Genomic DNA, 26456 nt, shown 5'->3' with positions numbered 1-26456 from the left:
AGTCGTTTTATGATCATTAAAAAGTGAGCTGAACCGCAAAGGTATAAGTACGCATGGATGGTGTGGCACTGTTCCGTACCGAACCGAAAGGATTGACATCCGAAAGATTCGCGCGGTCAAACCCCGGGATCTCGGGATCCAGCCCCCTAAAGCTTGTCCAGGTAAAGAGGTTCTGTGCATTGAATTGTACCAGCGCCCGGCTGATATTGATCTTCTGTGTCCATTTGGAGATGTCGTAACTAAGCGATACATTTTTTAAGCGGATGAAGGACGCATCGTCCCATACGGCCGATGAATAGCGGTAGTAATTGCGGTAAGCTAGGTTGGCTTCGTTGGCGCTATTGGCCGTGGCGCGTGGTACATCCGTCACATCTCCCGGCTGCTGCCAGCGGTCTAATACATATTCATCCAGGTTGGCCAATCCGCCAATGGTCGTCGCCTGTGGGCCATAACCAATGGATGGTCCCTCCTGTTTGACAAACTGAAACAGGAAGCCAAGGCTCAGGTTGCCATAGCTTAAATTATTGCCGATACCACCGTAATACTTGGGTAGCAGTGAACCCAAGGTCACATAATCATTGAAATCCGTGATTTTTCCATCACCATCCACATCCCGGAATTGGGCGATGCCCGTTTGCGGATCCACTCCGGTAAACTGAAATCCACGGACGATACGTGTAGACTCGCCAATGACATATCGTCTCGCATCACCGCTATTTTCAAGTTCAGGATAGTCAAGCAGGGTATTTGATGGAAAAGTAATATTGAAATTGGTTTTCCAGCTGAACTTTTCTTTTTGGATATTCAGACTGCTCAGCTCCAATTCCAAGCCCTTATTTTCGATCACTGCCGGGGTATTACCAAAATAGGAGCTATAGCCCGTCTGCGGCGCTAGTTCGATATTGATCAATTGGTTATCCGATCTATTGCTGTAATAATTGGCGGTGAGGAAAATACGGTCCCTGAAAAATCCAAGGTCGAGGCCCAGTTCTTTCTTTTTAATTTCTTCCCATCCAAAATTTGGATTAAATACCCGTGTCGGATACAGCCCGGTGATACCCTGGTAGGCAAAGCCCGTTCCCCAGGTATCCAGGTACTGGTAATCGCCGATCTGATCATTACCTGTCACCCCCCAGCTCGCACGTAGTTTTCCGAAGCTCAGGACGGACTGATCCTTTAAAAAGTCCTCACTGCTGAACACCCAGGCGGCGCCGATCGACCCAAAATTACCGTACTTATTGTTGGGGCCGAAGCGGGAAGAGCCATCCCTTCTGTAGCTGACATTCACCAGGTACCTGTCTGCGTACGCATAATTGATACGTGCAAATGCAGACTGGTAGCGGTAATCCGCATACTGGTTGTTGCGGATCGCAAGGGCACCTGCGGCAGCCATGTTGCCTAGCTGGGAATCACTGGGGTAATTGCTGCCATCCAAATATTTACCTTCGCTGATCCGCTGCTGCCAGGTGCCGCCCAAAAGGAACTTAAATTCATTTTTGCCAAAGTTTTTGCTGTAATTCAATTGCGGCTCAACGATATAAGACTGATAATCCGAATTCCCGTAAGAGGCCATTGAACCTGTACTGGTCAATGGATTAAATCCGGCATTGGGCAGCAGGCGGGTCTGGTCCATGCTTTTGAGGTTATACCCTACATTGACTTTCGCAACCAATTCGGGCAAGATCGCGTACTCGGCTGAGAAGTTGGCCAGCAAGGATTTTGATTTAGAAACACTCGACCGCTCCATATAGGCTGCCGGATTCTGCAAGCTCTGCTGAAACCAATAATAGTCGCCCTTTTCATCGTATAAAGGATAATTGGGCGCCAGGTTATAAAACTGTGCAATATCTGTCGGCACTGTATTATTACGGTCCAGATTGAGGTTGAAACTGCTATTGAGTTTAAAGCGCTGATCTTTGGACTGCGTAGCCAGGTTCAACAGCCCACCCCCACGCTGATAATTTTTATTACCAGGCAAGGGATCACCCTGACGATTGAAATTGGCACTGGCCAGATATTGTGTATTTTCGTTTCCACCGGAAAATGATAGCTGATAACTTGAGAAAGGAGCACTTGCCCCAAAAAACGCCTTTTGCCAATCACTGTAAGCAGCCTGATCCCAGGTCAGTAGATCCGGCGCATTATCTGCCGTCGCTGTCCACTCATCGTTTTTAAATCCTTCCTTCCGGATTTCCAAATATTGCTCCGTATTGAGCATCTTGAGGTTTCGAATGGCTTTCCCCGAACCAATATTGGCATTAAAGTCTATTTTAAGCCCGCTTTTATTTCCTTTTTTTGTTGTGATCAGGATTACTCCATTCCCACCCCGGGAGCCATAAATGGCTGTTGCATCGGCATCCTTAAGCACATCGATCCGTTCAATATCCCTGGGATTGATCAGGCTAAGCGGGCTTTGGTTTCCATTGGCCGAGGCAAACTGATTCATGTTTTCGTCCGAAAATGGAATACCGTCGATAATGTAAAGGGGGCTACTGCCATTGCTCAGTGAATTGACGCCACGCAGTTGCACCTGAAAAGAGCTGCCCGGCAGCCCCGAATTGGATGCGATATTGAGTCCGGCAACACGGCCCTGCAGTGCAGCTAATGGATCCAGTACCGGCTGTGTCTCTATTTCCTTGCCGGTCACACTGGATACGGATCCCGTATTTTTGCGTACCGAAGACGTACCGTAACCGATGACCACCACTTCATCCAGATTACCCGGGTCTACCTCAAGACTTATCTCCATGCTGCCGTTGCCCGCAAGCTTCACTTCCTTGCTGCGATAGCCGACATAACTTAAGAGCAGTATATCATCCTGCTGCAGCCCATTTAAATTAAAACGGCCGCTGGCATCGGTAACGGTGCTGGCTACCTTATTTTTAACACGGACACTGACCCCTTCAAGCGCTGCACCGGCCGCATTGCTGACCCGGCCACTGATGGTAGCCTGTTGGGCTTTGCCGGCTACCTTACCCTGGATCACGATGGTATTTTTGACAATTTGGTAGCGGATGCCTTTAGCCGAGAATGCCTGTTTAAGGAGTTCCGGAATATTGGCATTGGTTAGATTGACATCAACATGCAGATCAGGGCTAATTTCATTGGGATCATACACAAAGCGATAATCGCTACGCTGCTCGATGGCTTTGACGAGCTGTTTAAATTGAACATGTTCGGATGGCTTGTCTCCCTGCTGACTAAAGGCATAGCCATTGACATGCATCAGCATAAATAGCAGTGTTTTTACGGACTGTTTCATAGGGTATTTAGATTGAAAATTCGTTTGTTTCGAGTTTGGTTAGGGAACAAGTAAGAGTCTGTCCTTGTCGATTTTATAATTGATGCCGGCGAAACGTAATATCTTCAGCACTTCGGCAAAGGACTCTTTTTTGCTGATTTTTCCGCTAAGCACTTTATTTTTATAGACAGGCGACAAGCTATAGGTAAAATTGTACCAACGGGCAAGGTCAGCCAAAATCTCCGGAAGCGGCGTCTGGTCAAATTCAAAGTAACCGTCTTTCCAGTTGGAGACATCCTGCGGTCTGTTTTCCTGCTGAAGCTGGAAGGCACCATTCAGCACATTCACCTGGATCGACTGTCCCGGTAGCAGAGTCTCCTGCCTGCCGGCATTGCTGACACGTATTTTTCCTTCGTCAAGCTGTGTAGTCAGGAGCTGACTATCGTTTGCGTATAATTTCACGTTAAAAGCAGTTCCCAGGGCTTCAATGCTGGTGTTGCCGACATGAACAATAAAGGGTTTCGCTTTATTTTTTGCCACCTTGAAATAGGCTTCACCTGTCAAGAATACCGAGCGCTCCTGGATATTGTACCCTGGCCCGATTTCCAGCTTGCTGTCTGCATTTAACCACACCGTCGTACCATCCGGAAGCTCCATTTTGAATTCTTGCCCCTTTTTGGTTTTGACCGCTACCTTATCCCCCTTTTGCTGCGCCATATAGGCAGGGCTAAACGGCTTCTTCTTGTCGAGGCTGACCACCTCGTTTCCGATCAGCAGATCGGCCTGGAATTGACCCACACTAAAAGGCAGTGGCTGAGGAGATCGCTGGCGTTGGGAGAAGAAGTACATCGCTGCTCCAGCCATCAAAAAGAATACGATACTGGCTGCTATCTTCCTATAAGCTTTGCGCTGGCTATGAGCTCTTAATTCGGGACCAAAAATATGCTCCTGGAAATACCGATCTTCGGCAGCCAGATCAAGTTCCGGTATATCTTTTGTGTTATTTGTCCTGCTGAGCTGATTGTACCAACTTTCGACAAAGGCCTTTTCTTCGGCATTGCACATCCCCTGCTGATACTTTTGCAGCAATTGTTTCGATAATGGTGGTTTCATAGGTACTATCCTGTTTATTGCTTAGAAGACAGGATGACGGCCTCTTAGTGGTAGAAAAAAATGAAAATAGTTCGTATTTTTTTTCTTAGGACTGTCAATGCGTTGTAAATCTGCTTTTTGACTGTCTGCTCAGAGATAGCAAGTTCCTCGGCGATCTCCCGGTAACTTCGTTGTTCAAAACGGCTTTTTTTGAAGATCAGCGCCATTTTGCGCGGCAGCTTTTCAATCGCTTTATCGATCTGTTCAGCCAATTCTTTCTCCCGCAACAATTCGTCGGGCATAATTTCTGGGCTTGGCGCTGCATGCTCCAGGTAATGTTCATATTTACGGCCCACATCCTGGCTTGCAATGCGGTTGATCACCAGATTACGGGCCGAACGAAAGAGATAAGCCTGATAAGAATGCTCGATTTCCAGCCGCTCCATACGGTCCCAGAGATTGGCAAATATTTCCTGTACAATATCACGGGCCTCGTCCTGATCATTTAACATCCGGAAAACATGTACATACAGCTTCACCCAATTCTCTTCGTAAAGCTGGGTAAACAGTTGTCTGACATGTGCTACATTCATCCTTATGGTTTAATTATTGTTGATCAGTCAAAATTAGGCTTTATTTTTAGGAAAGTCAATTTATGATGGATTTCTATAAAAACCAGTAGAATAATGCAGCAACAGTATCCTTGTTTCTCCTTGCTGAAACCATTGCTTATTTTTTCACCCCTGCCAACACCTTATTGAGCAATTCGGTCAGCTTATTTAAATCATCTTCCGTCAAACTCTTAGAAGCTTCTTTGGCCACTGTTTCCCTGAAATTCTCCGAATTGTCGATAATGAATTTGCCCTTATCCGTTACACGCAAGTTGAAAATTCTGCGGTCGACGGCAGACTGTTGCTGTTCGACGAGATCATGTGCAATCAAAAATTTGAGCTGTTTGGACACTGCGGGCGGACTTATATTAAACGCTTGAGCGATCTGCTTGACGATACAATGATCATGACGGTAAATATATTCGATCATATTGTAGTGCGTGGCAGTTACTCCATTGACCTCGCCCCTATTCATATTCGCCAAGATGAAGCATTGCAAATCTGTAAACACCTCATAAAATTTCCGTTCAGTTTTGTCCATTGCCCACAAAATAGTTAACTTAGTTAATAATTTCCAAAGTTAATGAATATGGAGCATATTAACGTCATCCATGCCCGGCAAAATAATCTCAAGAATATTTCTGTCCAGATCGCAAAGAAAAAGATCACTGTATTCACTGGTGTCTCGGGATCGGGCAAATCGTCTTTGGTCTTTGAAACGATAGGTGCTGAAGCGCAAAGGCAGTTCAGCGAAACACAGGCCAGTTTTATCAGAAACCGCCTGCAGCACATCGGTGTTCCGGATGTGGACAAAATAGATAACTTGAATGTCCCTATTATTATCAATCAAAAAAGATTAGGCGGCAATGCACGGTCGACCGTAGGGACCGCTACCGATGTTTATGCGTCTTTGCGCTTGCTTTTCTCGCGCATGGGGACACCGTTTGTGGGCTATTCGAATGTTTTTTCTTTCAATAATCCGTTGGGGATGTGCAAAGAGTGTGAAGGGCTTGGCATGGTACAGACCGTTGATGTGGAAAGCCTTATAGACAAACAAAAATCTTTGAACGCAGGAGCCATACGATTTCCGACTTTTCAGCCTGGCGGCTGGCGTTTGACGCGGTACACCTTATCCGGTTATTTTGACAATGATAAAAAGCTTGACGATTATACTCCGGAAGAATGGGACCTGCTTCTACATGCGGTAGAACACAAACCCAAGAACCCCGATCGGGAATGGGGAAAAACGGTAAAATACGAGGGAATCATCCCCCGTATTGAAAAAGCTTTCCTCAAGAAGCAATCCAAAGAAATCCTTACCCGAAAGGAAGCGTTAAACAAAACGATCATTACCAAAACTTGTCCTGTATGCAAGGGGAAAAGATTAAATGATAAGATTCTGTCCTGTAAAATAAACGGCAAAAGTATAGCCGACTGCACCGCCCTTGCCATCGATGAGCTTTTGGAATTTATTGGTTCTTTACAATCCAACGCATTTGCTATCATTCTTACTGAACTGCAAAAGAAACTTCAACATATCGTGAACATAGGTTTGCAGTATCTGACATTGGACCGGAGAACAGATACGCTGTCCGGCGGGGAAAGTCAACGCATAAAAATGGTCAGAAACCTGGGGAACAGTCTCACGGATTTGCTCTATATTTTTGACGAGCCAAGCATCGGACTTCATCCAAAGGATTTACAAAGTATAGCCGCGATCATTAAACAGCTGCGCGACAAGGGCAATACCGTTTTACTTGTCGAACACGACCCTGATCTGATTCGCATCGCCGATTGGGTCATCGATATGGGACCAGAGTCGGGCAAGAACGGCGGTGAGATTGTCTATGAAGGCACGGTGGCCGGACTGAAAAAATCAACCGGAAAAACAGGACGATACTTTGCCAAAGCACCTGAAATGAATACCAAGCCCAGATCCGCAAGCGGATATCTCGAAATCAGTCATGCGAATCTGCATAATCTTAAAGACATCCATGTCAAGATTCCCCAAAACGTGTTGACCGTGGTTACTGGAGTCGCAGGCTCAGGTAAGAGCACACTGATCAACAAAGTCCTGCCCAAATTTTATCCCAAAACCACTCTAATTGACCAGTCTCTGTTTTCCACGGGCATACGCTCTAATCTGTTGACCTACCTCGGTTTATCGGGTGCGGTACGAACACAGTTTGCAAAAGCAAATCAGGTATCCGAAAAACTTTTTAGCCGAAATAGTTTAGGCGCTTGCGAGAACTGTAGAGGTATCGGTGCAGAAAAAATTGATCTGGCCTTTATGGATGACATTGAACAACCCTGCGAAGTCTGCGGCGGCTCCGGTTTTAAGCCAGCGGTCTTAAAATATCACTATAACTCCAAAAATATTGTTGAGGTGATGGCTATGACCGTAGCAGAAGCCTATAATTTTTTCCCTGACAAGCAATACCACGAGTCATTCGACATGTTACTCAAATTGGGTTTGGGCTATCTGACCTTAGGGCAACGAGCAGACAGCTTTTCAGGCGGGGAAAGGCAACGGCTGAAATTGACCAAAGAACTGAAAAACACCAATCAGATTATTGTCCTTGATGAACCAAGCACAGGCTTACATCCAAGTGATACAGAAAAGCTGTTAGAATTTATCAATGGCCTTGTTGACAACCATAATACGCTCATCGTCATTGAGCACAACCTCGATGTCATTGCCCAGGCCGACTGGATTATAGACATAGGCCCCGGAGCCGGCAAGTCTGGCGGAAATGTGCAGTTTACAGGTACGGTTACCGATTTGCTGAAGGATACTGTCTCACTAACAGCAGCCTGTCTACGGCAACATCTGCGCACTGGAACTGCCAACCCGAAAAAAGAGTCCCCAAAAGTTTAGCAGCCGCCTTCAACAAGCTGGCTAATTTCTTATTCCCAATTTTTATGCTAGCGTCCTAAGAGCCTGCTTGCCGCAAAGCTACGACGGATCACGAGAAAATGTCATATCTTTAATGTTCCAACGCTGTCAGCCTGTCCATAAATTCCTAACTTTGCCGTTCTTTTAAATAACAGAAACGAATTGATGGAACGATTACAGCTGAAACAACAGATCCAAAAAATGGAAGATGAGAAACTCTCTTTCCGGGTATTTGACCTGAATTCCGCACATGTACATGCCTATACTACGCCACATCAAAAAGATCACTTTTGTATTTTAGTGATCGAAGAAGGCGAACTAAAACTACAGATCGAAGCGCGTCAATACCTGCTGAACAGCAGCCGCATCTCGGTGATCTTCCCCAATCAGGTCCATGCTATTCAGGCGGTGTCTACTCAAATAGTCGGGAAAATCATCTTATTTGAAGAAGTATTATTCTGTTCGGATATCCTTAAAAACGAGTTAAGCCCCTATAATATCAACCTCTCGACCCAACTGAATAATACGGTCCTGTCCGGGTCAGAATTTACCGAAAGTATCCACACGATACAGCTGATCAAAAATATCTATGAACATCCGAGTCTAGTCCGCAAAGAAGAAGCGCGCTTTTACATCAAGATCCTGTTGCTCAAACTTATTGAATCCGTACACGGACAGCACCCTGTCCTGGGGAATAAGACCACAGACCAACCCTTGTATATCGAATTTAAAAAGTTGCTGCATGAAAACTACAAAGAGCAGCGGTCGGTGCAGTATTATGCCGATCAGCTTGCTATCACATCCAAAAAGCTCAATGCCATTACCAAAAAACATTGCGGCGATACCGCGATCAATACCATCCACAACAGGATTCTGACCGAAATCAAGCGCCAGTTGATGTTTGCTGACATCACCCACAAGGAAATTGCCTTTGACCTGGGCTTCAACTCTCCGGCGGCGCTCAACAAGTTTGTGAAAGCCAAACTCCGGGAAACACCCACCCAGCTGCAGAACGAATTGGCGCAAATGTATAACACATAGTCTTGTTTGTGTAATAACAGAGCCCCACCCTCTACTATCTTTGTCGTATCACATTTAAAGATAGAAACATGAGTAAATTATTTATCGCAGGGGAAGTATTCCACGGCGCGGGAAGTCTTGAAGAACTGAAAAATATAAAAGGTAAAAAGGCCTTTATCGTGACTGGCGGAAATTCGATGCGCAAGAGCGGAACATTGGATAGATCAATCGCATTTCTACACGAAGCAGGTCTTGAAACTTTTGTTTTTGACGGTGTAGAGGAAGATCCGTCATCAGCTACAAGTTTCCGGGGTGCCGACGCCATGCGTGCGTTTGAACCCGATTGGATTGTCGGCCTTGGCGGCTGCTCGGCAATTGATGCTGCAAAAATGATGTGGGTATTCTACGAATATCCGGATGCTGATTTTGATGCCCTGGTCAAGCCTTTTACCGTCCCTAGGTTGCGAAACAAAGCGAAATTTATCGCTATTCCATCCACTAGTGGTACAGGCACTGAAACAACCGGCCTTGCGGTCATCACAGACCGGGAGAAAGGCGTCAAATACCCGATAGTTTCCTACGAACTGACACCCGATATCGCTATTGTCGATGGCGAAGTCTGTGCTTCCATGCCGGCACATATTACGGCAAATACGGGGCTGGATGCCTTGACACACTGCGTGGAAGCCTATGTATCCAATATCGACGACAATTATGCCGATGTATTGGCTAAAGGCGGTCTGGAGATTGTTTTCAACAACTTAAAAGAAGCCGTAAACAACCCTACAAACATCCGGGCCCGCCAAAATATGCACGACGCGTCATTTATGGCCGGATTGGCTTTTAACAATGCCTGGTTAGGTATCGTGCACTCGCTCTCCCATCAGGTAGGCGCTTTGTATGGCATTCCACATGGTGCCGCAAATGCGATCTTCTTGCCGAATGTCATCCGCTATAATGCCAAAGTATCCACTCGTTTCCCGGATCTGGCAAAAGTGATCGGTAAAGAAACCGCCGAGGAATTGGCACAGGCCATTGAAACCCTACGTAAAGAGGTAAACAATATCGCATCGATCAAAGAATTTGGCATTTCAAAAGCAGATTGGGAGAAAAATATTGATTACATTACAAACAATGCCCTCCTGGATCCATGTACAGGATTTAACCCACGGGTTCCGGTATTGCAAGATCTGAAAGACATCTATAACGCTTGTTACGAGGGTGTTGTCTTTAACGGTTAATCACATTTGTGCAAGCTGGAATTTCGATCGGACCACCAGCTCATTGGAGTCCAGTTCAGCAGCCACACTTTAAAGCGCACTGCAATACAGTGCGCTTTATCCAATATATTTAAGCATCTCGCAATTTATCTCAAAAAAACATTGAATACACGATTCATTTCATACAATTTAACCACTCAATTCGATTTAATGGTTCTTTTTTCCGTTGATTTTCTGATCACCAATTGATTGGACAATACCACTTTCTTAATCGTTCCCTCATGCTCTGATTCAGCCAATCTTTTTAGCAGTAAATTAATGGAGAATTCCGAAATTTCTTTGACAGGCTGCGCAATAGCCGTAATTGGTGGATGAAAAAACTTATACATTTTGTTGTCGTCAAAGACCATTATTCCCAAATCTTTGGGAATCTCCAACTGTAAATTAGCAATCGCTTCAAGCCCGTTATCTGCAATATAGTTTGTGGCAAAAAATAATGCATCAAGTTTTTGCTCTCCAAGTAGCAATCCTTCTATTTCCCGGACACTTTCCCCTTCTTCCCCATGATATTGAATATTCAGGACAACAGGGTTAAGTCCCGCATTGTTTAGGGCATCCGTGTATCCCTGTAAACGGGATTGCATCTGTACCTGGTCGGAAATAAGCGTGATAAAACCAATGGCATTGTACCCATTATTAATCAGATGTTCTGTACCTTGGTATGCACTTTCATAATTATCGACCAAAACCGTATCGGCATTCACTCCTTTAAGCGTCCTATCAAATAAGACAACGGGATAACCATCTTTGATCAATTCTTTCACTTCTTTTTCTATTCCTGGAGGCGGCGCGATAATGTAACCATCGATTTTCTGACCTCGGTACATGTGCAACATCTCCTTTGTCTTTTTTGTATTATTTTCAGTGCTACAATAAACGATCTTATATCCTTTTTCATACGCAACTTCCTCAGCATGACGGGCAATTGCCGAAAAGAAAGGATCGGAAATATCCTCTACAAGCATACCAATGATCTTGGTTTTTCCTGTACGAAGCCCCTGCGCAAAAAGATTAGGCCTGTAGCCGACCTCTTCCATGTATTGGAGTACCCTGTCCTCCATCTTTTTGCTTATTTTTGCTTGCTTTGCTTTTCCATTCAATACTAAGGAGACTGTCGCCTTAGAAATGTTCAAAGCTGCAGCAATATCTGATATCGTCAATTTATTATTCATTTTTGTGGTTTGAGGTCTATCGCTTTTGTATCAAAATGGATATAATGTTAAACATACAAAACATCAAGGATCTTTCCACATAAAATGTTGCAGCCATACAAAATATTTTCAGTTTACACGCAGATCCATTTATTCCACCCTAAACCAGTCAATGTCTGCCCATGACCGTGCACTGTCGACAGTTCCATTTAGGATAAAATACCCCATTTTGGCTCCTATCCATTTCCCTTGCCTGACATGAAATTTGTCCCCTAACGGAAGATAAACGCGGCCATCGCAACTGTATTTAAACTGAGCATCCCCCTTTAAATTCACTTCTGTCCGGATCCACAAGTCAACTTCTTCGAGCTTGGTTTGATAATTATATTTGCTGGTTGGCTTCAGATCTTTCAATTGCTTATTTGCGCTCACCCGTTCGGTGCCATTTTGCTCGGCATCCCGGCACTGCACCTGTACAATTTCATACCCATTTGCATTCTTTTTCAACGCAATATATCCGTAGTCCCAGCCCATGATTAAGAATCCAGCCATGTCACCTTCATTTTTTAAGACAACCTTGATTTTTGTTGATGCTTTAAACTGCGGTGCGGTGATTTTCTGCAAAAGAAGATTGGGAATCTGCCACAGGTTCCTATAGTCCTGCGGATAATATTGGCCATACAGACGTAAATAGCCATTGGTCGATGGGAACGCCCATGTCTGTCTGGGGTTAGCATGCCAGCTCCATTGCAAACCAAGCCTGGCTTTGTCAAATTCGTCATTCTCAAGGGGGTTCTTCACCGGATAGGATTGACCGACATCAGGTTTTCGGTACGTAGACACGGGTTCGCCACAATAGTTTTTATCGTTAGTTCCCATAACTGGCCAGCCGTCCTTCCACTGTACAGGTTGTAAATGTACAATCCGCCCGATCGCCCCGACATCCTGAAAATGCAAAAACCACCATTCTCCGCTCTTTGTGTCGACAAGCCCGCCCTGATGGGGGCCATTGATATCAGTAGCGCCTTGCGCGAGTACCGTTTTCACTTCATAGGGACCATAGATCTCCTTTGAGCGCAATGCGATCTGCCATCCCGTTGCTCCCCCCCCTGCAGGTGCCAAAAGATAATAATAGCCATCCTTTTTGTAAAACTTTCCACCTTCAACAGTATGGTTGATGCCATCATTTCCATCGAAGACCAGTGCTTGGTCATTGATTACTTTGGTTCCAGTCGAATCGAGTTCGCAGACCATCATCACACTGTTCATCTTTGCTCTGCTATCTGCCCAGGCATGCACAAGATAAATACGGCCATCATCATCAAAAAGTGGGCTGGGGTCTATCCGTCCCTTTCCTGGTAAAACCAATATGGGTCTGCTCCATTTTCCGTGAATATCGGTGCTCTTGACCACATAAATACCAAAGTCCGGATCACCCCAATAAATCAAAAACTCCCCGTTATGGTAACGGATACAGGGTGCCCATACACCTTTCCCATGCTGAGGCTTATCGAAAAAGCCTGCTGGTGCACCTTCTAATTCTAGGCGCGGCAAGGCATAATTGATAATCTCCCAATTGACAAGATCTTTGGAGTGGAGAATAGGTAGGCCCGGAACACAATTGAAGCTGGAAGCTGTCATGTAATAGTCATCGCCCACACGCATAACATCCGGGTCGGAATAGTCCGCATAGAGCACTGGATTTTTGAATTTTCCGTTCCCTAAATCAGGGGACCAAACCTTAGACTGTGCTTGACCAAATGCTACGCTGATCAAAAATAAAAATACAGTTAAAGTTGTCGTTTTAGCATTCTTCATAAGTTGCTCCATCATCATAAGGTGATTTGTTTGTAATCCGAGGCTTCCAGTTGGATGATCTTATTCCGGAAGGTTAGCTTGATCGTCCGATCACTTGTATAAAAATAACGACCACCTTTCCGCTCCAAGGTAACATTGGCTTTTTCGGCACAATCTATACTGAATTCTCTTGCCGCAATTTTATAGCCGTTTCCCAAAAATAGGGTAAAATCATCCCCCTGTTCGCTGATCAATCCATAGGTGCCTTTGACAACTTTATCGTGATACCTGACTTCATCCGCAGCTATGGAAGAAAAAATATAATCGCGACGCCCGCCTTTGCTTTCAATACACAGCCCCACAAAATCCGGAGCAGCATCTTCTACAGCAAACGATTTTATGGAAATGATAGACTTTCCTTCTTTTTCAGTTGAGGGCTCATAAACTGCCACAAAAGGATGTTTCCATGCCTCTCCATGTTGTCGAGCTGCAATAGTCAGATAAGGATGGTGATAAAAATCATAAGGCAAACTATATTCCTTACGATAGGATTTCACTGCCGGAGCCTTTATGGAAAAAATTTCCCGGCCTTTATACCCTTTCATCCAAAGATTCATATAAACATGGTTATTGTCAGGAAAGGACATTTTCCAGGTCGCTTCATAGTCCTTATCTGTCCTTGCCGACAGTTTGTCCCACATATAGTCCAAGGCAAAGAGATGTCCTCCGGCAAATCCCATCTCATCACTAGGTTTCATATCCAGTGGCTGTCCATCTACTTCACTGATTTTGAGCTCCTGTCCGAGGTTATGGTAAAAATAGTCGTGGTATTTTTCACCCCCGAGTTGTTTCTTTGAGCGAAAAATATCTACGTAATAGCCGGTCTTCGGCCCCGTGTTCACAATACTCATCATTCGATTCTGATCGCTCTGGCTTTCGGGCTCTAAAAAATACATATCCGAATACGTGATACCTGCATAATATCCGTCTTTTTGTCCCGGTTTTGGATAACATCCCAGTAAGTGAAAACCATGTGTACTCAGCATTTCGGGGTACTTCGAAATACCATCAACCATAACGGTATTGTGTGCCGGAAACTGAGAATAATATTCCAGATAAGGCTTCTCAAAATAAGTCGAACCTATACCAGACTCTGCGCCAAGCACATAGCCCCTGCCATAAAGTTCCATGGCCAGTCCATTGGCGTGCATATGGTTGCCGAGCGACGCGTACTGAGAAATCATCATTCCGTTGTCCTTGCTATGATATTTATTACGTTGAACAAACCAGCTTACATTTGGTGAATAAAACGTCGGGGTCACATAATCTGTTAGCTCTCCCTTGGGTACCTTTCTGTCCAGCACCAAGGGTTTATCTGTAAAAAAAGAGGTGATTTGTGACGGAAGGTGAGTCGATTGCGGCATCTTGTCGACGTCGGTCTGGAACAGCTTATACATTTTTGTATACTGAACCTCCTGTTCCCGCTCTTTGTATTTTTGCGTCAGCCGGATCATATCAGCCAGTGGTGCAAGGTTCATACGACCATAATAAGAATCTCCAAATGCTGTGGTCAGTCCATTGGGAAACTGGTATTGGGGCAGTGCAGTCACAGCCTTGTACATGACAGGGATATATGGAAGTAAGTTTTGATTCAATGTGTTGTCATAATCCCGGATAAACTGGGTGAGCTCATGACCTACACTTTGGGCATAGCCCGGACTTTCGTTCCAGATACCGGTTTCCTTGTCGTAACCATACGCCATAAATTGAGGTAAAGACCAATGCCGGGCACTACTCTTGTTAAGAATAGTATTGATGTAATATTCCCAGCCCTTACGATCTGCATAGTCTTTATCGCTGCCCAGTACCATCGCGACTTTCAGAATAAACTTCGACTTATGAAGGTTCCAATTGTTGTGAGGTACGCCATTTTTTATACTTAAATCGATACACTTCTTCAATGCGGTCTCAAAGATCAACTTCTTTTCAGCATGAACATTGTCGATATAATTATACAGAAAGTCATAGGTGTACGCCAGCTCATTGAGTATCCGTTCCTGTATGACTTCAAATGTGGTCATCCCAACAAGTGTCTGTGCGTGTCCATGATTGAGATCAATGGGTTCAGTGCGGTAATACATCCCCGTCAGGTAAGTATCAATAACACCAAAAGCCAATCTGGCATAGCGCTGATCATCAGTAAGCCAATAAAGAAAAGCGGCATCCTTTGCCAATTTCATGATCTCCTCATTGATGCTTTCGATGCTTCCGCCGGAAGCTTGACTCTGTTCTACCCACTCTAATGGTGCACCTGGTTTGGAAGAATTGCGAAAATATACCCCTTTGGTATCATCCATATAAGGGATGATATCGGCCAGTGCCGGGCGGTTAAATGGCGAACCAATACCTCTGCTGCTACCAAACCGGACTGTCGGCACCGGAGCCTCTCCATCCGCCTTGGCATATACCCCACCATTGATATAAACCTGGGTGGCTTTGCTTTTCCAGTACATCATCAGGCGTGAATACAACCAATCGGGCTGTACTTTTACGCTGTCAAGGTAAGGATCTATTCTATTCTTGATCCCTTTAAGCACTTCTCCCGCCCATTTTTGATCTTTCATCAGCTGACGCAGCCGGCCTTTCTCCTGATCTGTCGTCAACAAGCGGGGATGTCCTTCCTGAAGGCCGCCCGGCAGCGGGATCTCTTGCCCGCTTGCGGTCAATACCAGACAAGCGGATATAAAAAACATATGAACTAAACTTCTTATCATGATTTCTATTTTTGCTGGTGAATGTAAAAATAACGTTCCACAGGCTCGGCGGACTGTATGGTCCCTTTCTGACCGTATTGCCAAGCGGTTACGCTTACTTTTATAGGATATTTTGCCCTTGGCGGGATAGCAGTCAACTTGAGCCGGTCGGCCTCTATAGTTGCCGGTCCAGCCTTGACATAGTAGGCTACGGGCAAACCGGCATCGGTGGAAGCTTGTAAGCTGATTGGGGAAGCACCCACATTTACATCAGACAAGCCCGGAAAAAGTATGTGCTGGCGTTTGCCTACAAGCAGCGGATAATCAATTTTAAGATTCAGCTGCTGAACGGAGCTTTTAAATGTGCGATCGCCCGGGCTCGATGCCATTAGCCATATATCATTGGTGCGCTTGCTATTGTTCATGCCCATACGGTAAAACTGTACCTTGAATGTACTGTCATTGATTTTATGTATAGGACCGCAGATACGATTGATATGAATCTTCCCTTTGGCCTGCCGATCCAAAACATGCGACCGTGTCGAATCCGTAAACCTTGCTGATAGTCGATAGGTCAGCCCATCGGCCTCGGGCTCAATAACAGTCTGATACTGCGCATGACTGGCTGGATCAAAAGGCAGTAATCTATTTTTCCATGTAAAACCAATAAATTGCTGTTGTTTTGAATTTCCATTGCTATAATAGCGCTCCGTAGCAGCAGCCATTTCCTGATCGAAATACCAAAAAGCGTCATGGGGATCACCTTTGTATTGACCAAAGGCAGCTATAGGAGCTCTTTTCTTTTGATCAGGATACCACCGCTCAGCCAACCAGCCTCTTTGTGGATTTAATGCGATCAGCTCGGCGGGTTTATCTATTGCCTGCTTTTTCGGCAAGCGGTATTGTGCTGCTTTACGTAAAAAAAGACAGATATAGTCTACAACCTGATCCGACACATCAAAATGTCCATGTCCCACATCAGCTAAAAATGATATACAGCTTTGGGGATACATCATACGAAAGGCCAATGCAGGGTTTACCCTTGCCTCCCACCACTCGTATTCCCCTTGGATCATCAATCCCGGAATGCCATCAATATTTCTATCGCGTCCCCACTCCAGATTTTCACGTCCATAGCCCGTTAGATTGGTGCGGGGAGCATCGCCATGATACGATATGATCGCTAATGTTCTTTTGGGATTCCAGGCAGCAAAGTTCCATGGAAACGTCGCCATAGCAGAATGCCCGAGCGGAACGATGGGTATATATTTCAGTTCGCTATAACCACTGGTTTCTGCCAACGCCGCTATTGCCTCGTCCAAAACCTTCTGACAGCCGTCTTTCAGGTTCCATTGTTGATTTATACCCGGTGATATCCATAAGATTGCAAATCCAAGGTCGCTCATTGTCTGGCGGAAGGCAGCATGTTCAAATATGGGCTCCTCACACATATTATGCTGGCCGATGATCAGGCCGCGCAACTGTTGACAGTCAGGCGGAATCCATAAAAATGCTTCGGGATTGGCATTCGTCTCAGGCGATATATAACCGTTCACTGACACGGACCATTGATATTCCTGTCCTTTAACTACCTGTGAAAGTAAACAGAGTATAAGCAAAGTATATATCTTATTTTTCATAATTCGTTCAGTCGTTTGTCTTTATTTTAAGTCCCAATAGACAACATAACGCTGTTGATGAATACTATGAATCGGGGCCAGCTTCACCCCGTCAAGTTTATCGATGAAGATCAATTTTTCCTGATCGTATTTTTTAATTCTATCCGGAAGATTCCTTTCATTGACTTGCAGGGAAGTTTTGAGATCTGCTGGAACATGGTAGTCATAAGTATAATAATCGTTATGTAAATGCGGGTCTGAAAATGGAGCAGTTCCAGTCATTCCTTCTTTTCCCATCAAACCTGCCAGCACAAGAGGCCCGTACATAATAGCTGCTTTATCGGGGTTATCATTGGTTTTGGCCAAATAAAGATCCATCGGATAATACATTTCCACTCGATCACCTTTCTTCCATTTTCTTTTCAAGGTGATATAGCTCGAAGGCTGTCGACCAACAGCTATTTTTTTACCGTTTACCTTTACCTCTACGCGTGCAGCCCAAGCGGGATGGCGAAGATAAAATGGCATGGTTACAGGCTGATCCACATCTACGGTCAAAGTGACGTATTCACTGGAAGGAAAGGTGGTTTCTTGAGTCAAGCGTAGGCCTTTTTCCTTCCAATTTAGTTCGGATGGAATAAACAGATTGACATAGACGCCTTGCTCATCGTGATAATAGATAGCTTCATTGTATTTGACATGATTTTCAAAACCTGTCCCCACACAACACCAAAACGATCGATCAGGCGTACTGTACACCTTATGGGCACCAGGCAATAAAGGCAAGAAATAAGCAACCATGCCTGTCTGGGGATCCTGCTGCCCCAAAATATGATTGTATAATGCACGCTCATAAAAATCAGCATATTTCACATCTGCATCCCAGGTAAACAAGTGCCGTGTTAGTTTCAACATATTATTGGTATTACAGGTCTCCTGCGTATACCCGGTCAGATAATGCGAGAGACTGTCCGAGGGAATAAATTTTTCCTTATGGCTATTTCCACCGGTACAAAAAGTCTGATGATTTACTACGGTGTTCCAAAAATAATGCACCATATCGCTGGAACGGGCATTGGCCGACAATTCATAATTGCGGGCTTCGCCCAGCAATTTCGGAATAAATGTATTCGCATGCTTAAATTTCAGTTCATCAGTATGATCCGCCAAGGGATCAAGTACGGCAGCATGGTAGAAAAATTCCGCCAGCCATTTATGCTGCGCTTCACCTGTAATGGCATACAGATTATAAAAAGCTTCATTGGTACCACCGAATTCATTCCGCAACATCAACTTACGCTGATCTTCTGTTAACGGTTTTAATTTACGATATGCCCAAGAAGCGGCATTTTTCATAATAACAAGAGCCTTGTCGTTCTTTGCATATAGGTATTGATCTATGAGCCCCGCATAGAGCTTATGCAAGGTATACCAAGGCGCCCAAACACTTTTACCAGCAATATTTCTATTGATTAATCCTTCGCCATACGCACTTAGATACCCCTCACTTCCATTAGCCGTAAAAGTCTGCTGTACCTCTTCCAGGCCATTAATCAGGCTATCAGCCTTTGCCTTATATTTTGTTTCACCTGTTGTAGCATACAAATAAGCCAAGGCAGATAAAAGATGCCCTGTCGTATGTCCTCTAAGATCGCAGTCCAAAGATTCCCATCCACCAAGTTTTTTAATGGCAGAATAGCCCCCTTCCAAGGCAGCATATGTTCCCGAAGTATTGCGAAAACTCTGTAGCAAGCTATTTACATCTAAAGACATTATCCATTTTGCCGTACGTTCACGATTTTGAGTAAATATGGAAGGCAAAAGACGTACATCCTGCATATCAAAACTCATTGCTTTATATTTCCCTTCGACTCCTTGCAACTTCCGGTCAGCATGTTGCCCAATGTATATGGACTGCGACTTTACGTGTAAAGATGCCGCCAGCAATATTCCTATAGTGATTACTTGTTTCATTTTTTTCCCGTTTTACTTTCCCGAAAATCTGCTGAAGCAGCTAATGCATTTCGCATATATTGGGCGATAATGATTATTTGATGTGGAAGCCTCATGACGTCTTTATTTAAAAACGACGTTTTCGACATGTTCGCCAATGAAAATACGTGCCATATCACCCGTCTTATACCATTTCGGTTTATCCGGCATACTATCGGTAATTAACTTTCCATTGATGCGGAGGTTTTCGAAGAATATATTTTTTACCTTCCTATCCTTATCATAGCCCGAGATCATGGAGAGTTCGCCCCCTTTGCCATTGTAGCTTATATTCTTAAAGAAAATATTCTCTATACCCAGTCCCGGGGCTTTGCAGTATTTTTCATTGAAGAAAATCCGGAGATTAACAAGTTGTCCTTGTCGAAAATCTTCCACGCGGATGTCTTCAAAATGTACATTTCGGATCAGGTTATTATCACCGGCATTGATCGCCATACAGCCCTGATAATCCAATTGCATTTCTTTTTGATCCAGAATATCAATATTCCGGTAATACACATCTTCGATAATATCCGACTTATCCGCATTCCCATGTATACCAATGAAAATAGGATGGGCCACATCCGCCCAAAGAGTTGAATTCTGCATCGTGATATTCTTGCATCCACCCTCAAATCCTTTTCGTGTTGCATATACGGTGGTACAGTCATCCGAATTTCGGCAAAACACCCCATCGAATAGTACGTTGTTGCTGGCAAACACATTCATTCCATCCCCCCAACCGTAATAACTTACGCTTTTCACATTTCTGATCGTCACCTGATCAGAACCACCAGTCGCACATTGCGTCGTAAAAATCCCCTCCACGAGTACATTTTTCGAACGGGAAATATGAACGCCCATTTTGACCGTATGCTCTATTATACCGCGTCCGATCACCTTTACGTTTTCAACGCTATCTATCAGCAGCTGTCCGCGTAAAATTGCATCACCGGCAATATAAACGGTCTTATTGCTAGGCACTTTGAAATTACCACCTTTAAATTCGTGGATTCCTGCTCCGAAATAAATGACATTCGGATCATTTTTGTCGGGGATATTTTCCAGCATTGGATTTGCAAAAAGCAGTAGATTATGAAAAATATCGTCATTAATTTCAATGGAAAGATTGCGCGGCTGATCCAATGAGAAAGTCACCGTATTGCCCGAAATAGTTGGCTTAACCCCGTAAGAGAGCGGTCTAATCCGCGCTGTGCTGATTGTTCCCTTATTGTTGGTAACCGAAACTTCTACTGTCCCATTGAAATCAAAATAAGCCATTGACGCATTTTCTACCGTATGCTTTGTATTCCGCACCTCATCGACCTTAATGAGATGGCTTGGCAGGTATCTCCAATCCTTCTCACCTTTTTGACGCACTTTGACCATAAAATCAGTATTCAATAATGCTCCTTTCGGGGCCTCGTATACTTTCAGGTCTGAGCCATTTTGCTGTGCTGTTCCCATGAAGGTTATACAGCACAATAGTAGCAGTAAAGTAAGATCCGCGCGCAATTGTTTCATTTTATTATAGGCTTTTTTTTGTTAAAACACTCTTATACTTTACTTTATCCATTTTGGTTGCCGGACGTAAATGCAATGCTGCGCCACCACTTGCTTTCAGCAGTAGTTGGAGCGATGTTTTCTGATCTACGAGAAAATGGTTTACAGCTACTTTCGTTTTTGTACTCATCGCTGCGTCATCGGTGTAGCTGTCCATGACATATACGGTATCGTGATTCAAGAAATCTAGTTTCAAATCCAGTTTTCGTTGTTCTGTATTGGTAATAGCGCCCACAAACCATTCATCGGCACTCCGCCTTGCAGTCGCGATATAATGACCAATCTCTCCTTTTAGCACTTTGGTATCGTCCCATACCGTTTTGACCTGATCGAAAAAAGCGATCTCAGGTTCGCCCTGATACATCTCAGGGGAATCGTACCAGTATAAAAACTGCAATGGACTGTAATACACGACCGACAAGGCCAACTGGTGTGCATGCGTCGTTTTGATCCGGCTGTTGTAATAGCTGATTGTATAATCGCCGGCTCCCGCCAGAAAACGGGTAAATGGCAAGATCGTATTATGGGTCGCATCAGGCATTTCTTCATTCCCCCGAATACCTTCCTGGGTTAAGAGATTGGGGTAAGTACGGCTAAATCCAGTTGGACGGTATTCATCGTGAATATCCACCAGCAGTTGGTACTCAGCGGCCTTCTCGACGGCCTGGTGTAACCATGTTGACCAACGGTTTGAACCGACCTGGACAAAACCAAATTTAACACCCTTGATTCCCCATTTTTGATAAAGGGCAAACAGTTCATCCAAATCGTCCATCAAGGCGCGCTGATTGACATAGATAAATATGCCGATATCTTTCTGTGCAGCATAGTGAATCAGCTGTTGCATATCCAGATCCCTATTCCCTGCGACACGGTTAGCCTTGGAAGCCATTTTCATTTCGGGACCATACCAACCTGCATCCAGATGGACATATTGCAAACCGTGCTGCGCCGCAAAATCTATGCAGGCCAATGCCTGTGTAGTGGTTAGGCCGGAACGGATCGCTTTACCCGGTTTTATCCAGGAGCTATCTTTGATTTGATTCTCGAGATTTAGATTCAGTATCAAATCATTCTGCTCGATCAATTGCCCGGGCTGCTGGGCAACCATGATCACACGCCATGAGGTCGAAAAGGGCGGAATCGCATCTACGGGACCATAAATCGAGGCCTGTAAAGTATTGGCCTGACTGGTCGAGAGCTTAAGCTTTGTCCGTGCATAATCGATCATCTGTGCTTCGAGAAGAGCAACATATAACCCATTGGGTAAGGATAAAGTCAGTGGCCGCTCGCTTTCATCCTTCCAGTTTTTAAGCGGCTGTAGGGAATATGGCCCCTGTGCCCAGCGTTCGTAATAAGCTTTTGTGCCTTCTTCAAAGGCGAAACTTGTCTGCTCGCCCGTAATATGCAGAAACAATCCATTGCTATTTTCAGGAAAGAAATACTTAAATGCCACCCCCCCATTGTAAGCCCTGAATACTATGTCCAAAGAATAGCTGCGACGTTTGTCGTAACTTGTCCCATGCTGGCCTTCTGTATGTGCAGTTTGCTCATCAAATTTTGTAAACTTTAATACGAGTTCTTTATAATCCTCTTTTACCAGACTTCGCTCACCGTACAACGGTTTCCATTCCTGCTGCGTTGACTGACGGTGCTCCTGCGCAAAATCAAGATTTTCGCACCAGGACAGACTAGTATCATTTTCTATCGCCAACGCCGACTCAAATAATTGGTTGTCGAGCTGTATCCCCAGCTCACTTTTCGCAATGGCTTGTTTGCCCTTGTAGGTTAGTGAATAGAACAACTGTTTCTTACCCGAAGCGATCTTTTCCTGGGTAATCTGCATGGTATAAGATCCATCTGGAGAGCTCAACTTCCAATCGTGTAACACGGTCGTTTGTGCTTGTACAATTCCGATTCCGAGGAATAAAACAAAGATTAAAAATATACGGATGTTTTTCATGCGTCCTCCTTATTTAATTCCAAGTTCAGCCTGTATCTGCTCCAACGATTTCCCTTTGGTTTCGGGCATTACCCGCCAGATAAACAGGAAGGACAATAGCATCATGATTCCATAAAAAACAAAGGAATAGAAGCCGCCCAAGGGATCACTTTCAACAATAATAGGAAACAACCAAGAAATGATAGCGGCCATGATCCAGTGGGTGAAGCTTCCGAGCGCACTACCTTGTGAGCGAACGGCATTAGGAAAAATTTCGGAAATAAAAACCCAGATAACAGCACCCTGCGAAAAAGCAAAAAAAGCGATAAAACCGACGATATAGACTAAAATAAAAGGATTTTGAGACCCGCTTTCTTGTATTGAACCAAAAGCTGAGGCCGTCAAGATCAGAAAAAATGTCATCCCGGCAGCACCGATCAGCAACAGCTTCTTTCGTCCTATTCTATCGATAATACCCATCGCCAAAATGGTACATACAAAATTGGCCAGGCCAATAAATACAGATTGCTGGAATGCATCTGCTTTGTCAAAGCCTGCCATTGCAAATACACGGGGCGCATAATACAAGATCGCGTTGATACCCGAGAGCTGATTGAACATTGCCAATAGCACAGCATAGAAGACAGGCTTCTTATACTTTCCATTGAACAAACCTTCTTTTCGCCCGGGGGCTGTCTTATCCTTAGCCGTCAGGCTGATCTCCAGCAGCACAGATAGCTGGCCGAGTCTTTCAAACACCCGACGTCCCTCTTTGTCAAAACCTTTGCCAATCAGCCATCGCGGGCTCTCTGGGATCAGAAACAGCAGTAAAAAAAACAACAATGCAGGCACCGCCATCACCGCCAGCATATAGCGCCAGGAATCGTTTCCACCATAGCCGGCCAATAAGTAATTGGTCAGATAAGCCACTAGGATTCCACCGACAATATTCAACTGAAACATGCCGGCCAATCTCCCACGATTGTGCGCAGGCGCAATTTCTGCGATATACATTGGCCCTACGACAGATGAAGCCCCCACTGCCACACCACCAAGAAACCGAAATAACACAAACAACAGCCATGAAGAGGCGGCTGCGCATCCCAATGCAGAGACCAGATATAAAATTGCGATTGCAAACAAAACAGGTTTTCTCCCGTACGCTTGTGCGGGCCTGCCGACTGCGATTGAGCCTAACACAGTTCCTATCAAACTGGAAGCTACGGTAAATCCCAACCAAAAGGAATCCAATTTCCATAGCTGTTGGATGGTTTGTTCAGCTCCGGAGATCACAGAAACTTCAAATCCAAACAAGAACCCACCTAATGCGGCTATCAGCGCAATATGAGAAGCATTTTTTAGTAACATAATCTATTTTATAATTGTTTGCGGTTTAAATAAATATGCGCTGCCCACCATGGCGGAATGTTCGCCTAGCAGGGCCAGATGAAAGTTAGCCCGAATCCCCAACAATTCCAACCGTTTCTGGACCCGGGGCAGAAAGAGGTCCTGAGCTTTGGCGATATTCCCCCCGATAATGATGTCATCAGGAGACAGTTCGGCAGAAAATTGATGCAATACTGCCGTAAGGTTTTCAGTGTATTCATCAAATAACTTTAGTGCCAACGGTTCTCCGCGCCTTGCAAGATAACTGATCTCTTGCACCTCAAGGCCTGCACGGCCTGCTTTTTCATAAGCTGATCGAAACCAGCGCGTCGTCAGAAAATCATCCGCAATGCTATCCTTAAAAGCTGCCAGACCTAAATTTAGATCTTTGGTATCGCCATATTGACTTATTGCCGAACCAAAACCCGTACCGAGGGTAATCCCCAGAATACGTCGATCAGCTGCCAGCGCAGCTGCCATTACTTCCCCATGCAAAAAAGCTTCAGCATCGTTCCGAAAAAGGATATTGGTTTCATCGATTTTAAAATGACGAGCAAATATGCTTTTTATGTTCTCGCCATAAAGGCTTTCATATTTATCAAGCCCCCTGATGAGACTGACCCCCTTTTGATAGTCAAAGGGACCGGGCATAGCGAACGCAATACGCCCAATGGCCCTATCCTTTTTTAAAGCGAGCTGTTCAAAAGCATCAAACCATGCATTCAAAATTTCTTCCTGTGTTCCTTTACTATCCAATTTAATTCGGACAGTATATCCATCTATTATCTTTGGAAGACCATTCTGCACAAACCCGACCGTAATATGGCTCCCACCGATATCAGCTGCGGCAATTAAATCATTATTATGAGCTAGTATCATCAAATCGTTAGTTTCATTATTTATCCATTATTTCCACAAGTTCTTGTAGCGCAACAAGGCTTCCATATAATAATAGTCACCGTAGTTAATTGAGGTATTGATCTCAGTTCCATTTGGATAATGACCTGTCACCTGACCTAAAATGGCCGAATTCCCATCAGCATGATAATGTTCGGCTAAGGAAGCAAGCATCAATTCAGCTTTTTTTCGATACACAGCTCCTTTTTCTGCAGGCACATATTGACAAAGTTCAAAGAGCGCCGAAGCCACCACCGCTGCGGCTGAAGCATCCCGTGGAGCATTCGGGATCTTGGGATCATCGAAATCCCAATAAGGAACCAAATCCTTCGGCAATCGATCCAAATAAACGTCAGTCACCTTTTGGGCAAAATCCAAAAAGACAGGATCCTTCGTTTCCCGATAAACCATTGTATACCCATAGATTGCCCAAGACTGTCCCCGGGCCCACATGCTATTATCTGCAAAACCCTGATGTGTCACTTGTTTTATTCGTCTGCCAGTTTCCTTATCATAAACAACGGCATGATAAGAAGAATAATCATTCCGAAAATGATTGGCCATCGTTGTCTTTGCGTGACTGACGGCTATCGTATATAAGGAATCCGCTCCGCCATTTTTCGAGGCCCAAAACAATAGTTCCAGGTTGATCATATTATCTATAATCGTGTTATGCTGTGGCCATTCCATGTTGGGTACAGATCGTGGCCAAGAAAGAATCGTTCCGACCTTCGGATTAAAGAGCGTTGCCAGTGAATCTGCGGCAGCCAGCACAACCCGACGATAACTCTCCTCTCCTGTCAACCGAAATGCATTACCAAAAGAGTTGAAAACTTGAAAGCCCAGGTCATGATCGATTACAGGCTCGTACGCCAAGGGCTTCAATTCTTTGGTGAAGCGCTCGGCCTGCTCCTTCCATTTTGCCTGACCCGAAAGCTCATAAGCATACCACAATTCGCCCGACCAAAACCCACTCGTCCAATCCTGATAGCTTACATATTTCCATGATCTACCGTCTTCCAATACGCTGCGGGGGATATTCCTTTTATCGTTGGGGATATCGGACAGGGTACACTCCAGCTGATTTTGGATATAAGCAGTCTCTGCCTCCAAATTTATGACCGTATTTCGCAAAGACGAACAAGCGGATACTGTGACCAAAACCGATACGCAAATTGATTTTATAGCTATTAATTGTTTGATCCTATTATTCATA

At 44.6% G+C, this 26456-nt stretch carries 17 protein-coding genes; 3 read left to right on the top strand and 14 right to left on the bottom strand.

The genetic code is table 11. The annotated features are described in order from the left end of the window. Positions 1-16: 16 nt before the first annotated feature. From D7322_RS15375 to D7322_RS15360, 4 genes are all read right to left on the bottom strand, one after another. Positions 17-3262, bottom strand: a complete 3246-nt coding sequence (locus D7322_RS15375; protein WP_121125179.1) for a TonB-dependent receptor — start codon at positions 3260-3262, stop codon at positions 17-19. Between the two features lie 39 nt (positions 3263-3301). Then, positions 3302-4354 carry a FecR family protein gene (locus D7322_RS15370; RefSeq protein ID WP_121125178.1) on the bottom strand — a complete coding sequence of 351 codons (1053 nt, stop codon included), beginning with the start codon at positions 4352-4354 and terminating at the stop codon, positions 3302-3304. A gap of 44 nt (positions 4355-4398) precedes the next feature. Next, entirely contained in the window at positions 4399-4926 is a 528-nt protein-coding gene (locus tag D7322_RS15365; RefSeq protein ID WP_121125177.1) for an RNA polymerase sigma-70 factor, read from the bottom strand. A 136-nt stretch (positions 4927-5062) separates the two neighbouring features. After that, entirely contained in the window at positions 5063-5485 is a 423-nt protein-coding gene (locus D7322_RS15360; protein WP_121125176.1) for a MarR family winged helix-turn-helix transcriptional regulator, read from the bottom strand. Positions 5486-5533: 48 nt separating this feature from the next. On the opposite strand from D7322_RS15360, the gene D7322_RS15355 reads away from it, so the two are divergent. The 3 genes from D7322_RS15355 to D7322_RS15345 all read left to right on the top strand — a co-directional run bounded on the left by D7322_RS15355 (position 5534) and on the right by D7322_RS15345 (position 10101). Continuing rightward, the gene (locus D7322_RS15355) at positions 5534-7822 is read left to right on the top strand and encodes an ATP-binding cassette domain-containing protein (RefSeq protein ID WP_220700089.1); all 2289 of its coding nucleotides are present in this window, start codon (positions 5534-5536) and stop codon (positions 7820-7822) included. 183 nt (positions 7823-8005) lie between these two features. Next, entirely contained in the window at positions 8006-8881 is an 876-nt protein-coding gene (locus D7322_RS15350) for an AraC family transcriptional regulator (protein WP_121125174.1), read from the top strand. 68 nt (positions 8882-8949) lie between these two features. Next, positions 8950-10101, top strand: a complete 1152-nt coding sequence (locus tag D7322_RS15345; RefSeq protein WP_121125173.1) for an iron-containing alcohol dehydrogenase — start codon at positions 8950-8952, stop codon at positions 10099-10101. 176 nt (positions 10102-10277) lie between these two features. Here the strand turns inward: D7322_RS15345 and D7322_RS15340 are convergent, their stop codons facing one another. From D7322_RS15340 to D7322_RS15295, 10 genes are all read right to left on the bottom strand, one after another. Further along, entirely contained in the window at positions 10278-11312 is a 1035-nt protein-coding gene (locus tag D7322_RS15340) for a LacI family DNA-binding transcriptional regulator (protein ID WP_121125172.1), read from the bottom strand. 129 nt (positions 11313-11441) lie between these two features. Then, positions 11442-13127, bottom strand: coding sequence for a glycoside hydrolase family 43 protein (locus D7322_RS15335; protein WP_245971351.1), 1686 nt, complete (start codon positions 13125-13127; stop codon positions 11442-11444). Beyond that, positions 13124-15862 (bottom strand): heparinase II/III family protein, encoded by a 2739-nt coding sequence (locus tag D7322_RS15330; protein ID WP_245971350.1) that lies wholly within the window; start codon positions 15860-15862, stop codon positions 13124-13126. Before D7322_RS15330 ends, D7322_RS15335 begins: the two co-directional genes overlap by 4 nt. Before the next feature lie 5 nt (positions 15863-15867). Further along, positions 15868-17481: a hypothetical protein gene (locus tag D7322_RS15325; protein ID WP_121125170.1), complete on the bottom strand. Its 1614-nt coding sequence runs from the start codon at positions 17479-17481 to the stop codon at positions 15868-15870. A gap of 21 nt (positions 17482-17502) precedes the next feature. Beyond that, positions 17503-19434: a glycoside hydrolase family 127 protein gene (locus D7322_RS15320; RefSeq protein ID WP_121125169.1), complete on the bottom strand. Its 1932-nt coding sequence runs from the start codon at positions 19432-19434 to the stop codon at positions 17503-17505. A 102-nt stretch (positions 19435-19536) separates the two neighbouring features. Beyond that, a complete protein-coding gene (locus D7322_RS15315; protein WP_121125168.1) occupies positions 19537-20976 on the bottom strand; it encodes a glycosyl hydrolase family 28 protein in 1440 nt (479 codons plus the stop codon). 4 nt (positions 20977-20980) lie between these two features. Next, entirely contained in the window at positions 20981-22978 is a 1998-nt protein-coding gene (locus D7322_RS15310; RefSeq protein WP_121125167.1) for a glycoside hydrolase family 97 protein, read from the bottom strand. Between the two features lie 9 nt (positions 22979-22987). Continuing rightward, positions 22988-24325, bottom strand: coding sequence for a sugar porter family MFS transporter (locus D7322_RS15305; protein ID WP_121125166.1), 1338 nt, complete (start codon positions 24323-24325; stop codon positions 22988-22990). A 3-nt stretch (positions 24326-24328) separates the two neighbouring features. Next, the gene (locus D7322_RS15300; RefSeq protein WP_121125165.1) at positions 24329-25222 is read right to left on the bottom strand and encodes an ROK family protein; all 894 of its coding nucleotides are present in this window, start codon (positions 25220-25222) and stop codon (positions 24329-24331) included. 27 nt (positions 25223-25249) lie between these two features. Further along, the gene (locus tag D7322_RS15295; protein WP_121125164.1) at positions 25250-26455 is read right to left on the bottom strand and encodes a glycoside hydrolase family 88 protein; all 1206 of its coding nucleotides are present in this window, start codon (positions 26453-26455) and stop codon (positions 25250-25252) included. Position 26456 lies beyond the last annotated feature (1 nt).

This window comes from Sphingobacterium puteale, assembly GCF_003627955.1.
Lineage (GTDB): Bacteria > Bacteroidota > Bacteroidia > Sphingobacteriales > Sphingobacteriaceae > Sphingobacterium > Sphingobacterium puteale.
This window is presented reverse-complemented; position numbering and strand designations above follow the sequence as displayed.

What these genes read in the sequence shown, in the direction of transcription:
- D7322_RS15305 (WP_121125166.1), bottom strand. Translation starts at nt 24,325, where the DNA reads ATGTTACTAAAAAATGCTTCTCATATTGCGCTGATAGCCGCATTAGGT.
- D7322_RS15335 (WP_245971351.1), bottom strand. Translation starts at nt 13,127, where the DNA reads ATGATGATGGAGCAACTTATGAAGAATGCTAAAACGACAACTTTAACT.
- D7322_RS15320 (WP_121125169.1), bottom strand. Translation starts at nt 19,434, where the DNA reads ATGAAACAAGTAATCACTATAGGAATATTGCTGGCGGCATCTTTACAC.
- D7322_RS15300 (WP_121125165.1), bottom strand. Translation starts at nt 25,222, where the DNA reads ATGATACTAGCTCATAATAATGATTTAATTGCCGCAGCTGATATCGGT.
- D7322_RS15340 (WP_121125172.1), bottom strand. Translation starts at nt 11,312, where the DNA reads ATGAATAATAAATTGACGATATCAGATATTGCTGCAGCTTTGAACATT.
- D7322_RS15330 (WP_245971350.1), bottom strand. Translation starts at nt 15,862, where the DNA reads ATGATAAGAAGTTTAGTTCATATGTTTTTTATATCCGCTTGTCTGGTA.
- D7322_RS15375 (WP_121125179.1), bottom strand. Translation starts at nt 3,262, where the DNA reads ATGAAACAGTCCGTAAAAACACTGCTATTTATGCTGATGCATGTCAAT.
- D7322_RS15295 (WP_121125164.1), bottom strand. Translation starts at nt 26,455, where the DNA reads ATGAATAATAGGATCAAACAATTAATAGCTATAAAATCAATTTGCGTA.
- D7322_RS15370 (WP_121125178.1), bottom strand. Translation starts at nt 4,354, where the DNA reads ATGAAACCACCATTATCGAAACAATTGCTGCAAAAGTATCAGCAGGGG.
- D7322_RS15310 (WP_121125167.1), bottom strand. Translation starts at nt 22,978, where the DNA reads ATGAAAAACATCCGTATATTTTTAATCTTTGTTTTATTCCTCGGAATC.
- D7322_RS15315 (WP_121125168.1), bottom strand. Translation starts at nt 20,976, where the DNA reads ATGAAACAATTGCGCGCGGATCTTACTTTACTGCTACTATTGTGCTGT.
- D7322_RS15365 (WP_121125177.1), bottom strand. Translation starts at nt 4,926, where the DNA reads ATGAATGTAGCACATGTCAGACAACTGTTTACCCAGCTTTACGAAGAG.
- D7322_RS15350 (WP_121125174.1), top strand. Translation starts at nt 8,006, where the DNA reads ATGGAACGATTACAGCTGAAACAACAGATCCAAAAAATGGAAGATGAG.
- D7322_RS15345 (WP_121125173.1), top strand. Translation starts at nt 8,950, where the DNA reads ATGAGTAAATTATTTATCGCAGGGGAAGTATTCCACGGCGCGGGAAGT.
- D7322_RS15325 (WP_121125170.1), bottom strand. Translation starts at nt 17,481, where the DNA reads ATGAAAAATAAGATATATACTTTGCTTATACTCTGTTTACTTTCACAG.
- D7322_RS15355 (WP_220700089.1), top strand. Translation starts at nt 5,534, where the DNA reads ATGGAGCATATTAACGTCATCCATGCCCGGCAAAATAATCTCAAGAAT.
- D7322_RS15360 (WP_121125176.1), bottom strand. Translation starts at nt 5,485, where the DNA reads ATGGACAAAACTGAACGGAAATTTTATGAGGTGTTTACAGATTTGCAA.